General features: G+C 43.4%; 10 protein-coding genes. 3 read left to right on the top strand and 7 right to left on the bottom strand.

Annotated elements, in window-relative coordinates; genetic code table 11:
• Positions 1–503 precede the first annotated feature (503 nt).
• Positions 504–1406, top strand: a complete 903-nt coding sequence (locus JWG45_RS12705) for a DUF1963 domain-containing protein (RefSeq protein ID WP_205280060.1) — start codon at positions 504–506, stop codon at positions 1404–1406.
• An 82-nt stretch (positions 1407–1488) separates the two neighbouring features.
• On the opposite strand, the gene pyk is transcribed toward JWG45_RS12705, so the two are convergent.
• From pyk to JWG45_RS12725, 4 genes are all read right to left on the bottom strand, one after another.
• A complete protein-coding gene (gene pyk, locus JWG45_RS12710) occupies positions 1489–2955 on the bottom strand; it encodes a pyruvate kinase (protein WP_205280061.1) in 1467 nt (488 codons plus the stop codon).
• Between the two features lie 44 nt (positions 2956–2999).
• The gene (locus JWG45_RS12715) at positions 3000–4967 is read right to left on the bottom strand and encodes a hypothetical protein (protein ID WP_205280062.1); all 1968 of its coding nucleotides are present in this window, start codon (positions 4965–4967) and stop codon (positions 3000–3002) included.
• 12 nt (positions 4968–4979) lie between these two features.
• On the bottom strand, positions 4980–6029 hold the full coding sequence (gene asd / locus JWG45_RS12720; RefSeq protein ID WP_205280063.1) for an aspartate-semialdehyde dehydrogenase: 1050 nt from the start codon (positions 6027–6029) through the stop codon (positions 4980–4982).
• Between the two features lie 64 nt (positions 6030–6093).
• Complete coding sequence (locus JWG45_RS12725; RefSeq protein WP_205280064.1) at positions 6094–7659, bottom strand: hypothetical protein; 1566 nt, start codon at positions 7657–7659, stop codon at positions 6094–6096.
• Between the two features lie 97 nt (positions 7660–7756).
• Here JWG45_RS12725 and JWG45_RS12730 point away from each other — a divergent pair, with 97 nt between their 5' ends.
• Positions 7757–9298 (top strand): hypothetical protein, encoded by a 1542-nt coding sequence (locus JWG45_RS12730; protein WP_205280065.1) that lies wholly within the window; start codon positions 7757–7759, stop codon positions 9296–9298.
• On the opposite strand, the gene JWG45_RS12735 is transcribed toward JWG45_RS12730, so the two are convergent.
• Positions 9283–10731, bottom strand: coding sequence for an MBOAT family O-acyltransferase (locus JWG45_RS12735; RefSeq protein WP_205280066.1), 1449 nt, complete (start codon positions 10729–10731; stop codon positions 9283–9285). The two genes, JWG45_RS12730 and JWG45_RS12735, sit on opposite strands and share 16 nt — an antisense overlap.
• A 13-nt stretch (positions 10732–10744) precedes the next feature.
• Between JWG45_RS12735 and JWG45_RS12740 the strand changes: the two genes are divergently transcribed.
• Entirely contained in the window at positions 10745–12343 is a 1599-nt protein-coding gene (locus JWG45_RS12740; protein ID WP_205280067.1) for a PP2C family protein-serine/threonine phosphatase, read from the top strand.
• A 53-nt stretch (positions 12344–12396) separates the two neighbouring features.
• On the opposite strand, the gene JWG45_RS12745 is transcribed toward JWG45_RS12740, so the two are convergent.
• Positions 12397–12612: a hypothetical protein gene (locus JWG45_RS12745; RefSeq protein ID WP_205280068.1), complete on the bottom strand. Its 216-nt coding sequence runs from the start codon at positions 12610–12612 to the stop codon at positions 12397–12399.
• Between the two features lie 264 nt (positions 12613–12876).
• Complete coding sequence (locus JWG45_RS12750) at positions 12877–13140, bottom strand: hypothetical protein (protein WP_205280069.1); 264 nt, start codon at positions 13138–13140, stop codon at positions 12877–12879.
• Positions 13141–13163 lie beyond the last annotated feature (23 nt).

Genomic DNA, 13163 nt, shown 5'->3' on the forward strand with positions numbered 1-13163 from the left:
AATAGAATCGCTCTTAATTAGCGTTGGGACAAACTCTTATTTTGCCTCTGACATTTTCTTTTATCAATTCAGACATGTCTTCCGATAAAATTCCAATCAAAATGGAATCGTATCATTCTTTAGGAATCGAAGGAATGAACGTACAATCCGGTGAAGCGCAACCAAAACTAAACCTTGGAGTAGGCTTCGAGTTGATTTTGAGCTTGCCCGAAGAGCTCCAATGCAAGAGTTCCGATAAGAATATGCGGCAAATAAATTCCCTTCGAAAATTTAGAAGCAAGTTACGCTTTTGAAACGTATTCTATGGAAACTCGAGCAAAGGGAATGATTAATTTTACCTTCCTAATTTTTGAAGGATATCTCCGTAGGTCTTTTCGTAGGCCTTCAAAAAAAGATCAACACACCTTCGTTATCTTTGTTGTTTGTTGTGTTCCGAGAAAAGAGTCTTCTTGCAAAAAAGATTCTTCATCCGGAAATCGAAATTCAACAAAAGAAAGGAACCCATGGTCAATCCCCTTCAAAAAGCAAAAAAACTGGTTTTAGAATATCCGTATCCGAAAGGATTGTTAGACGAAATCCCCGCCGAAGGAACCTATTACAACGGCTCGTCTTCCGTTTATTTGGAAGACGATGAAAAAGTGACTCCGGAAATTCTTTCTAAGTCTTTAAGTTACTTTATCGAAATAGATGAGAAAGAAATTTCGGAAGAAGATATTCCTCTTGGCTCTTCCAAAATGAAAGGACTTCCGCACCTGCCGAACGCGAACTTTTGGCCCAAAGCAACTTACTTCTTGGTTCAACTCAACATTGCCGAATTCAAAAAATATGATATTGAAAACGTCTTCCCGGATCAGGGAATTCTATATTTTTTCGATAATATAGAAGGAGAATTTATCGTAAAATATCACGACGGTCCGATGAGCGACCTAAAGATAATCGATTATCCGGACGCTAAAACTCTTCCCGAAGCGAAATACTATCTGGAAGAATACCGCGATGTCGCTTATCAATTAAGCTTTAAACCGAATTTTATCTTCTACGTTGCTGGCGACGCTTACGATTACAGAACGATCGCAAAGTTGATTCCTCAAGATTTGTCGGATCAACTCAAGAAAATTTTCAAGGCCGATCTCGCAACCTGGAGCCCTAGTTTTCGAATTTTTGGAAGACCCCTTTTTTGGCAGGGTGAGGACGAAGAAGGATTCGACTTTGACGATTACGAAGATGAGGACGACGAGGATGAAAACATAACGGAAAAATCCCAAAAAGACGATTCAGCCGAAGAAAATGACATTCTCATCTTTCATTCTGAAATTGGAGAAGGTCACATTCATATCCGAATCGATCCTAAAAGTCTAAAAGATAAAAAATTAGAAAAAGCGTATTCCACCTATTCCGGAACTTAAAAAGCCCTCAAAAACCTTGCCCGAATTTTTTTTATCCGGCAAGGTTTTAAAAAATTCTCTTTCAAAATCCGAAGCGAAATGTTTACTTCGAAACGATCTCAGCGTCAATCGCGGGATACGTTTTCACTTCCCGTATCTGAATCGTTTCTACCCGATCCTCTCCCGCGATAATATCGGAAAGAATCACAACTTGCTCCCCGTCTTCGATTCTTCCTGCCTTTTTTAAGGTTTCGATCGCAAGACGAATCGTCTTCTCGGGATCTCTGGAAAAATCGATTCGATACGGAATCACTCCTCTTGTAAGCCAAAGCTTCCTTCTTACGGTCGTCATGTTTGTAAACGCATAGATCAAAGGATAATGAGGATGAAAACCGGCCACGTTCAGAGCCGTAGTCCCTCTTCTTGTAATTACGATGATCGCGGGACATTTGAGAGAATCCGCAAGTTCCGAAGCGGATTTCGCCATCTGTTCCTTTTTGTCTTGAGGAATTTTTTCGCGAACGTAGTCTACTCCTCCGGTTCTTTCAACACGTTGTGCGATCTTGTCCATCATTTCGACACAACGAACCGGAAACTTTCCCGCGGCGGTTTCACCCGAAAGCATGATCGCATCGGCTTCTTCATATACCGCGTTTGCAACGTCCGTAACTTCGGCCCTTGTCGGGGACGGATTGTTGATCATAGATTCCAAAAGATGAGTCGCGACGATCACTCTCTTTCCGCGAAGAGCGCATTCTTTGATGATGGCTCTTTGTAGAATCGGCAATTCTTCGATCGGAACCTCTACACCCAAGTCGCCTCTCGCGACCATTACCCCGTCCGAAGCCGCAACAATTTCCTTCATGTTTCGGACCGCCTCTTGATCTTCGATCTTCGCGATGATCTGAGCGTGACCTTTGTTATCGTCTATGATCTTTTTCAGTTGATTGATGTCTTCCACGGAACGAACAAATGAGAGAGCGATAAAATCCACGTCTTCTTCCAGACCGAAAAGTATGTCCTTATGATCCTTAGGCGTAATCGAAGGAAGATTTACACGAATTCCAGGAAGATTGATGTGTTTTCTAGAACCGAGTTTTCCTCCGTCTAACACCTTACACTTGAGAGCAAAATCGTTAATTTCTTCTACTACAAGATTGATCAAACCGTTGTCAACGGTCACGGGATCTCCGATCTTGAGGTCCTTGACGATATCCTTATAATTTACGAATACGGATTGTTCCTCTGACTCCGCTCCTGGAATGATATGAAAGGTGAATGTTTCCCCGACCTTGAGATCCAAATGATCCACTTGAAGATCGCCCGTCCGAATTTCAGGGCCCTGTGTATCGAGAAGGATTGCTATCGGGTTTTTAAGAACGTCCTTATTGAGCGCCTTGATGTTTCGGATGATGTTCTTGTGAAACTCGTGATTTCCGTGAGACATGTTCAATCGCGCCACGTTCATTCCGGCTTCCGCCAACGCTTGAATCATTTTTTTCTCTGCAGTCGCAGGTCCAATGGTACAGATTATTTTGGTTTTTCTAAAAACAGAGGATTCGCTCTTCATGTAGTACCTTTATTCGGGAGAGCGGGGCTTTGGACAATCGGGAATCAGATTTTAGGTAGTGTTTTCTTCAGAAAATCATCGAGGGAAATACAAAAGTCAAAAAGATCCTGGTCCGGCATACTCGCATCCTTCTGTTCGTTGATAATGGTCGAAGCCTTTTCCATTAAGTCCTTTCCGTTCTTCTTCAGATATCTTTTGGTTACAAGAATCGGAAACGTATATCTTTCCTCCTGATTCCGGACCATAAAGGAGAAGATCTCGTTCTTCCCAAACTTTTTGAGGAAGGAGATCAACCCTTCTTCATTGATTTCCCCTTCCATTTCATAAAGAAGAATGTTTCGATCCGGATATTGGCGATTGGACCAATAGTCGTCCAACACATCCAAAACCCTTTCCAGAAGTTTCGCATTGAGAGGGTCGATTTCTTTGGAAGCGCTCCCCGAGAAAGGAACCTTATCGTCTTTATTCTGAGAAGAACCCTGTTTACGGACGCTCTTCTCAGCCTGCTCCTTGGCTTCCTTCTCCTTAACCCTTTTTTCCGCGAGTTTACTCGCGTCCTCTTGAATCTTCTTAGTTCTCGCTTCCGTCACACGTTTGTTGAGTTCGACGGCGTTATGAGCTCGAATCTGCTCGGCCTCGTATTTGTGAACGGTGGCGTTTCCGAAAATATTTCTCCAGAGGCGCGTGAAAAAAGGAAGATATTTAAAAAGACTGGAGATCTCGATTTTATCAAAGGTCGCGACCAGGTCCCGATTATCGATAAAATCCCTGATCTTCATTCGATCCAGGATTCTGATCTCGCTGTCGTTTCCGGTCGCCGAAAAAACCTTTCTCGCGGCCTCAATCGCGCCGGAAATCGAAAGTTTATGCAGAACATAGGTATAAAGCGCATTCTTATCCGCAAACTCGGTGTGCAAAATCTGTTCATGATTGGCCACAAGGTTACGGATATCTTCTTCGATCTGCTGACCTCGAAAGCGAAGGAAATTCAGATCGACAAGGCGGTTTGCGGACTTGATATAATCCAAAATCTCCGCCAACTTTACTTTCTTTTCTTCTTTTTCTTTTTTTTCCTTATCTTCTTCCTCAAAGTGAATGAGAGCCAACAACTCTTCCATCGCAGTCTTTTGATCGCCGTAAGCAGGGCTGAGATAAGGCATAATCGCATTGACTAGCGCGCGTGTGTTTTCCTGTTCTTCCGAAGTCAAGGAGATCGCACCGATTTTCTGAAGTTCGGGTACAAGCCGATCCTTCAAAAAGGTTTTGTAGGCTTCGATTCTCGCGAGAATTTCATCCTGCACGTTATAGTAAAAAACGGATCTATTTCCGGGATTGAGAGCATTCTCGTTTCGTAAGAAGAATAAGGTCTTCTGTTCCACGAGTTTTTTCAGCACGGGTTTGAGATGGATATTTACGGTAATTTGTTTTAAACCCGGTGTAACGTCCAAGGGATCGTTGAAAAGACTTCCGATTTCGGTGGAAGCGTAAGTATCCGTGAGTTTGTTTTCCAAGATCGCGGCATGAATTCGTTTGATAAACTCTTCCTTTCCGGGGAAGATTCGCTTCTCTTTTGCCCAACGTTGAATGGAAGAAAACGTAGTAGAATTCGCTCCGTCCACATAACGATGACTCGTAGAAGCATCCGCCGCCTGCGGTCTTGCAAAAACCGGATTGAGGCGAAGATAAGAATCAATCTTCCCGTCCGAAGCGTCTCCGGTGGGATTAAAATCCACCATACAGATTTTTTTTATGATCGGAGGATTGTATTTCGTGGAAAGTTCTCGGAGATATTGATTGATCTTCTCTTTTTCAATGTTCATCTCTCGAGCAAGTTGATCGGCGTTCGGAAGAATTTTGTTCGCAACGAATTTATCCGTCCAATCGCCGATGACTAGCAAAAGTTTGTGAATTCCTTTGTATTGGAAATCGCCCCTCGACTCAAGCGATTGAGTCAGCTGCAATGCAGTATTATAATCTGCGACTTTTAGTTCAGGGGCTTGAGGTTCCAACATCGAATGACAGTATCATCCAAGGAAATTTTTTTTGTAAAGAAGTTCTGCATTTAATAATGCAGCGCCGGCAGCGCCTCGAATCGTGTTATGACTCAAGACGACATATTTCCAATCAAAGATCGGATCCGGTCTCAAACGTCCGATAACCGTAGTCATCCCCCGTCCGGTCTCCAGATCCAGTCTAGGCTGAGGTCGGTCCTCCTCGTCTCTGTAAAGAATCGGAGGATTCGGAGCCAAAGGAAGCCCTAACTTCTGAGGTTCTCCGGAAAAATTTTTCCAAGCCGAGAGGATTTCTTCTCGGGAAGGTTTCTTTTTGAATTTGACCGAAACACAAACGGTATGTCCGTCGAAAACGGGAACCCGATTGCAATGCGCCGAGATCGGAAAATCGGCATGAACGATCTTGCCGTTTTCCACTTTTCCAAGACATTTCAGAGGTTCGATCTCGGCTTTTTCTTCCTCACCTCCGATATGAGGAACCACGTTTCCTAAAATGTCCATCGTTGGAACACCGGGATAACCCGCGCCGGAGATGGCTTGCATGGAAAAAAGCATAACGGACTCGATTCCAAAAAGATCATACAAGGGCTTGAGAGAAATGGTCACTCCCATGATCGTACAATTCGAATTTGTGATGATCTTCCCTTTTGTCTTTTGCGAAGAAAGGACATCGAGATGAGAAGCGTTCACTTCCGCGGAAAGAATCGGAACGATCGGATCCATTCTATGATTTTTAGAATTGGAGATGATATGAACGCCCGCAGTTGCATACGCACTTTCCACTTCGCCGGCGATACTCGCGTCCAAACCGGAAAATGCTAATGCGACACCCTTTGTTTTTTCGGGATCGGGAGTTGTGATGACAATATTCTTAGCATAAGCAGGGATATCGGAGGAGATTTTCCATCTCTTCTTCATTACATCGCCGTACGTTTTACCGGCGCTGTTCTCGGAAGCGCAGAGGTGTGTTACCTCAAAGTACGGATGATTTTCCAGCAATTGAATGAATCGCTGACCTACGGAACCGGTGGCGCCTAAAACGGCAACTTTGACCCTGCTCATATTTTATTTAAACGGTGAAACCCGCCCTCTCAACTTATAAAATTCGCCGCGTACGGCTTGTTTATCAAGGTTTTACAGGTTTATCACCCTGTCTTTCAGAAATTTGGACGAATTCTTCTGCATAAATCGAACTCATTTTAATCATCCCCGGATAAGTAAAATGATGATAATCACTGAAGTCCTGCATACGAAGAGAATGTTTCAAATCGCTAAAAACGACTCCATTTCCGGAAAGATTTTTTAAGAATTCAAGATGCCCTTGATACCAAGGTGAATTTGCATACCAACGTAAGCTGATCGGATTCTCCGGGTTATTGATGATCCAGAGTGGAATTCTTTTTTCTCTTAAAAAAGCCGTCAATTTTTGCAAATATTCGAAATGAAGCACCGGGACGAACTTTTCTTCGGCGATTCGATGTTTGGCGTCCCGAAGTGCGATCAAATAACCGATGCCTGGTCTCAGTGAATAGTCGTCTAATAAACGGAATTCAAAATATTTAGAATATTCTAAATCGCTCATGTTTAAATATCGAAGGTCTTCCAGACGTTCTTCCCTCGTGTATTGCATTCCGTTCCGAGGAACGTCGGCTCCGAAGGTTTGCTGAAGGCGGACTCCTAACAAATCGTAATTCCAATCCTTGTTTTCCCCCTCAGCGTAAAACGGAGTCCAGGTGTTCGATATTTCAGCCGTGATCGACAAATCCCCCGATTCCGCCGCGAACCTGCGGTCAAAAGTGATTTTTTTCCAACCGGAGTCCACAAACGTAAACGATTGAACTCCATTCTTATTTTGGAATGTGATTTTCACCGGTCCGGCGCGGAGAATTTCGGGAACGATCTGAACCAAAAAACCTTCCTTCTTCATCTTTGGAGTCAACACGAATGAGAATTTTTTACCGGTCCAACCGAGGGACGTCACCCTTTCCGGAATCTGGACCCCGTTGTAACCGTGATAACTCGTGTTTCTTCCGTAACGATGATCGTAGAGAGATCGAAGATTCTTCCAAAAAATATCCTTGTATCTGTAAAAGCCGAAAAGATACGCGCTGATGTATTCGGCAGTTCGCGCAAAACCGAGAACTGAAAAAAATTCCTTCGCGGTTTCAAGAGGAAAGATAAATCGAGATTGGGGCGCTTCGAAAAAATTCAACGCGTCCAAGGTTAAAATCTCGGAAGAGATCGTTTCGTTTTTGCTCGAAGGATCCAGAGAATACGCACGATGTAATCTCCAATCGATAAAGTTGATCGGAAAAACGACGAAATCCGGTTTCAGGTCAGAGATCTTTTTTTTACAGAGCCAAGCGTCGAGAGGAGTCATTCCCGCGTACGATAAGAATTCCACTTCGACTTGTTTACCCGTTCGTTTAAAAATTTCATCCTGAAACGATTCTCGATCGAAAGAATAGTGCGCAATACTCGAACCGATGATCAAAACCCGAGGATGACGTTTCGGTTTATCAACAAGGGAATGGTATTCGTAGAGAAAGTTGTAGAAATGATTGGAACTCCAAGGAGATTCATTCGGAACCTTCCAGATCAAAACACGGAAAAAAAGAAAATCTAAAACGAATAAAGATAAAATTCCCGTTCCTAGTAAAATCCGGTGTTTCTTTCCGGGCGTATAACTCATCTTAGAAAGAATGGTTTGATACGAGCCCCCGCTTGTCCAGGATTACTTCTTTTTTTAGCTTTACCCTTCGGAGAAACTATAAATCCTTTCGGTGAGAATGTTGAAGTATGGAATCACACTAGTTTTATTTTTTATTTCCCTCTTTGTATCTCTGGCCTTGAGCCCGGAAGGAATCTACCAAAACTCGGATATTCTTTATTTGCCGGCTCTTGCCTTGGATCTGTTTCGAGACGGAGGCAACTTTTTATCTTGGTCCTTCACACCTTCTCCGTATTTTTTCCCCGACTTTCCGATCGTTTCGGTTCTTTTTATGTTTTTTGGAAACGCTCAAAAGGCCCTTCTCTGTTTTGCATTCTTACAGACGATTTTGTTCGTGGTGTTGCTCGAACGTTTTTGGATCTTTCAGAGGGAAGAAAAAAAACACAATCTGCTTTCGAAAAAGGATTCGAGAAGAATCAAATCTTGGGTTCTTCTCTTCGTCTCGTTTTTACTACTCGCAGCTCCCAACTTCCCGACTCTTTATATTCTTTTTCTTCCTTCGATACACGCGAGTGCGTTTCTCGTGACGCTCTACGTCTGGCCGCTTCTTCCGAACAAACTCGATAAGCGGCAAACCGCATTTTTATTTGTCTGGATCGTTTTGACAATCGCCTCCGATCGGATCCTCGTGATAGAACTCGTTGTTCCCGGAATTTTAGCCGGCTTTTTATTTTCGAACCCGCAAGAAACAGATAAAAACTGGAAACGTTTTTTCCCAAAAAGCTCCAGGATTCTTTTTTTCGCGGGAATTGCAGGTCTGATCCTTCACAAGATCCTCAAATCTTTTTTATTCATCGAAAAACCGGGAAACATTCCCGCGTTAGTCGCCTTTAATCAGGCGCAAAGGGACGGATTCCGATTTTTCACCGACGCACAAATCTGGATATCTTCCGGCTTCAGGGAAAATTTTCCGATTCCGGCGATCCAATTCTTATTGCTTTTTCTTTCTCTTGTTTTCGGTCTCGCGAGAATACGAAAAAGTAAAACCACCGCCTTTCTGTTCTTCTTTTTTTTGATTCTTACCGTCGCTCCGATCGCAAGCGGATCCTATATCGACGAATACAGCTTACGTTATGCGGCACCGGCTTTAATCCTCGCGCCGTTTTTTTTGATCTCGATCGCCGGTTTCCCGAAAAGATATCTCACACTTGCGATTTTTCTTTTATTCCTTTTACTTTGGAAAACCGCCGAAAAAACCCCGGAAGGACTCGAAAACCGCCTCAATCGACTCTTCCAGTGGGAACCACAGGAAACGGTGTGTTTGGACAAAATTTCCGAAAAAGAGCCGATTTCACTCGCGGTCGCCGATTTTTGGACGGCGAAAAAACTTTTCGTCTTTTCCGAAAAAAAAATCCCCGCTTTTCACGTCTCCTATGGAACATTAGAAGGATCTCATACGATTTCCAATCGGGATTGGTATCTAAAAGATCACAAAGGAACCATCGCGGTATTTACAAAAGGATTGGAGGAGAATCGGGTTTTGGAAGTGTACGGAGTTCCGTCCACAAAGGAGAACTGCGAAGGGTTTCCGATTTTTCTCTACAAAGATTCAACAAAAATCCGGGAAGCCCTCCAACGACCGTTTCAGAAGACGAAATAGAGAAACGGTTTTGTTTCCACCGTAAGAACGACTCCGACGATAAAACCGAGCGCGCTCAAAAAAGCGAATAGGGACCAGTGAAGATTCTCGCGAAACCGAGAAAAAAGTCCGGAAGATTCTTCTTTTTTTCCGATCCAGGTCGCAAAGACCAAAGTGAGAAAAATGGTTAAGAATTGGGACTGCATCGTGTATGTCGGCTCAATTCCGTCCGAGAAGCTGAACAACTTTTGTAAAATTCCAAAAGAGGTTTCGAGATTGCGGGAACGAAAAAAAATCCAGATCAGACAAACCGTTAAAATTACAAAAATCTGATATACTAAGTTGATTGTTTTTCTCGCCACGGAGCCTTCCGACCAACGGAAACGCAGATGATCCCGAATAAACCTTTCCAAAACCAAAAACGCTCCGTGCAAAAAACCCCAGATCACAAAATTCCAACTCGGTCCGTGCCAAAGACCTCCGAGAATCATCGTGATCCAAAGATTTCGATGCGTAAACAAAGCACCGACTCGATTTCCCCCGAGTGGAATGTAGAGATATTCCCGCAGCCAACCCGAAAGAGAAATATGCCAGCGTCTCCAGAACTCGGAAAAACTGGCCGCGGTATAAGGAAGACGAAAGTTATCCGGAAGACGGATCCCCAAAAGAAGCGCCGATCCGATCGCAATGTCCGAATAACCGGAAAAATCACAGTAGATCTGCACGGAATAGGAAAGAACGCCCAACCAGGCAAAAAAACTCGAAACTTGATCCGGATATTGATAAGCGAAATCGGAAATCACCGAGATTCGATCGGCGATCACGGCTTTTTTGACAAAACCCACGAGGATCAGCCAAATTCCTTCTCGAAGCGGAATCTTCTCCCAGCTAAAAAGAGAACGTAGTGCCGGCAAAAGGATTTTCGCTGACACGATCGGACCCGCGACCAGCTGGGGAAAAAAAGAAAGAAAAAGGGCGTAGTGAAGAAAATTTTTCTCGGAAGGAATTTCTTTTCGATAAACGTCGATCGAATAACTCAAAGACTGAAACGTATAAAACGAAATCCCGACCGGTAAAACGACTCTCAACGCAGGTTCTGAGACTTCCCAACCCAAAGACGAAAAAAGAATCCGAAACGAATCCGTAAAAAAGTGAAAGTATTTAAAAAAGCCGAGAACCGATAGATTCCCGAAAAGGGACACCCCAAGGAGAATCTTTCGATTTCGAAAATTCTCCTGCGACTCCAGAGCGCGTCCCACGGAATAATCCAGGACCGTTGTAAAAAGAATCAAAATTCCAAAACGATAATCCCAGGAGAGATAAAAAAGATAACTCACAAAGAGCAGAAAAAAGAGAACAAACGAGTTGTGTTTGGGATAAATCGCAGAGAGAATCCAACGGATACACCAAACGATTGCAAAAAAAAGAAAGTACTGTGGAGTCGTAAAATTCATTGAAAGAGATTGTGTGTCCGAATCCAGGATTCGGATAAAACCGAAATCCTCCAGTCGTTTTTCAATTCAGCGCGGATTCCGAGGAGAAAAGAATCTGAAAGATCTATCAAACGAAATCATCCGATCGATTCAAAACGCCGTCGCCGAAATTCCGGAATCGATGTCAGAAGACCTACGATTCGAAGTGGAGATGTTTTTATCCAAGATTAAACTTTTGGGTTGGAAAGAATCCAATCCATCGGCGGAGGTGGATCGTCTCGAGATTCGGCAAAATTTATTCTTAACCCTAAGAGAAGACATGGTGTATTCTCTTCAAAAAATTCTTTCGGGATCGGAGTTTGTAAACGAATCCTTTCCCGATCTCAGTCCCATCCACAGGGAAATTCTCGCGATTCTCAAGGAATTGGGCAATTATCACCATCCACACCCGGGAAGGGATTATTCCCGTATATCTCTGATGGAATCCTGGTTTCAAGGGCTTTCTAAAACTTGGAATTTCAACCTGCAGAGGGTTGTGGATACGTTTCAAATCTACCGCTGGAAACTCTATTCGTTTGCGCAAGAACGCCCGTTTCCGTATCGAAACCCGGAACAAGTCATTCAAAGAATTCTATCGCCGGAAAGTTCCGGCTTAAACTTCGCCCAAATTTACGAAGCTGAACTTCTTTTAAGAAAGAATTTTCAATTTTTTCTTTTGAGAAAAATCAGCGCCGAAAATCGGCTCCAATATCTGGTTTCTTCGGAAATTCTCGGGTCCGAATCCGATTTTCTCATCCAAACCCTGCACACGGTTATCTCAAATCGATTGGAGCAACTGCTCAATTCACGGCAGATAGAACACGAACACGTTCTCAAAGAAAAACTCGACTTAGAGAAGGAATTCCGACAGGCCGAGAAAATTCAGAAAAAATCCCTCCATGCGGATCTCCCGGGCCCGGAGGAAAAGTTAAGAATTGAAATTTTATACAAACCGGTCCTCCCGGTTGGAGGCGATTTCTACACCGTCCGCCGGATTTCCGGCACCGAATACGGGGTTTTTATCGCGGATATCTCCGGCCACGGAATCGGGGCTGCTCTCTTTTTAAATACTCTCAAATCCAGCTTTGAGAAGAATCAGTCCTACTGGGAAAGACCCGGAAAGCTCCTTCGAAAGCTCAACGAGGACGTTTACGGCAAATTGAACGATAATTTTATCACTGGAATCTACCTCTATATCAACATAAAGAAAAAGATTTTAAAATACGCCAATGCTGGTCACAATAAAGGGATTATTTTTAATCACAATGAAAAGAAAAGCAATCTCCGCTTCCTTTCTCCGAGCGGAAAAATTCTGGGAATCTTTCGAAAGATGGAATACAAGGAAAGAGAGCTAAAACTAAAGGAAGAAGATAGGATCGCCATTTTTACAGATGGACTTCCGGAGACCCATAGCCCCGATCAGAGAATGCTTGGAGATCGGCAGCTCTACCGATGGTTGATCGACAAAGGAACAAACCCTGAACAGAGAAGCCCTCCTACCGTCCTGGAAAGAATTGAACGCAGTTTAACTGAATTTCGAGGAAAAGATAAAGCCGAAGACGACATGTGCCTAATTTTAATCGATGTTTCATAAATTGGATTATATTTAATCTAATTTTAATGCTTATTTATGGTAAGCATCCTTTGCTAAACAGTCCACTTATTTTTAACGCCACAATTTGGGCAAAAAGCGGTAATCTCGGCTTTTACACGCTTCCCTTTCGGGGTTTCAATCTTTCCGATTGCCACAAATTCGAAATCTACGCCTTCCGGGACATAATGTCCAGCTCCATATTTAGCCGAGCCCTCAATCATCGAAGAACATGCGTGGCAGCGAACTCTTAGTTTAATTACTTCAGCCATATATCGCATCTATCCTTGAGAAAAGAGATAAATTCGTAAAACACTTTTCCCTGACAACTTCGCATTGGCAGGAATTCTTCCTACACATGACAAAATGTCTTATTTTACAAAAGAACTCTCTCTTGAAGCATTTGTTTGCTGGGGCTTTTTCTTCTATTTTTGTAAGTTCATCGTTTCCGGAAGGCCCTATTCATCCGCCCAATATTCGTCGAAAAGGATGGCCTTTCTCGAAAGGGGCCTTATTCTGATGGCGCCCGGCCGCCATCAGAATAAGGAAAGGAAATTCCAGAGCCCGGCAAAATGCAAAAACAAAGCCTTCTTCTTAGGGTCTTGGCTGTGACCATTGGGGTGGATTTTTCGCAAAGGCATCGAATTCTCCTTCCGCCCTATGCCCACAAATTGGCACTCCCTGATGAGGCGACATAATAAGAAATAGAGCTCCGCCGAACCTCTTAACTCCTTTTCTTCACTGGCGCCCCTGAAGGCTTCGCGAAAGCCGATATTTTTCAAGCGCCTAAATTTAGGCATGTCGGACATCCGGCATATCCAGA

This window comes from Leptospira ainlahdjerensis, from assembly GCF_016919175.1.
Lineage (GTDB): Bacteria > Spirochaetota > Leptospiria > Leptospirales > Leptospiraceae > Leptospira > Leptospira ainlahdjerensis.

What these genes read in the sequence shown, in the direction of transcription:
- asd (WP_205280063.1), bottom strand. Translation starts at nt 6,029, where the DNA reads ATGAGCAGGGTCAAAGTTGCCGTTTTAGGCGCCACCGGTTCCGTAGGT.
- JWG45_RS12750 (WP_205280069.1), bottom strand. Translation starts at nt 13,140, where the DNA reads ATGCCTAAATTTAGGCGCTTGAAAAATATCGGCTTTCGCGAAGCCTTC.
- pyk (WP_205280061.1), bottom strand. Translation starts at nt 2,955, where the DNA reads ATGAAGAGCGAATCCTCTGTTTTTAGAAAAACCAAAATAATCTGTACC.
- JWG45_RS12725 (WP_205280064.1), bottom strand. Translation starts at nt 7,659, where the DNA reads ATGAGTTATACGCCCGGAAAGAAACACCGGATTTTACTAGGAACGGGA.
- JWG45_RS12705 (WP_205280060.1), top strand. Translation starts at nt 504, where the DNA reads ATGGTCAATCCCCTTCAAAAAGCAAAAAAACTGGTTTTAGAATATCCG.
- JWG45_RS12715 (WP_205280062.1), bottom strand. Translation starts at nt 4,967, where the DNA reads ATGTTGGAACCTCAAGCCCCTGAACTAAAAGTCGCAGATTATAATACT.
- JWG45_RS12730 (WP_205280065.1), top strand. Translation starts at nt 7,757, where the DNA reads ATGTTGAAGTATGGAATCACACTAGTTTTATTTTTTATTTCCCTCTTT.
- JWG45_RS12735 (WP_205280066.1), bottom strand. Translation starts at nt 10,731, where the DNA reads ATGAATTTTACGACTCCACAGTACTTTCTTTTTTTTGCAATCGTTTGG.
- JWG45_RS12745 (WP_205280068.1), bottom strand. Translation starts at nt 12,612, where the DNA reads ATGGCTGAAGTAATTAAACTAAGAGTTCGCTGCCACGCATGTTCTTCG.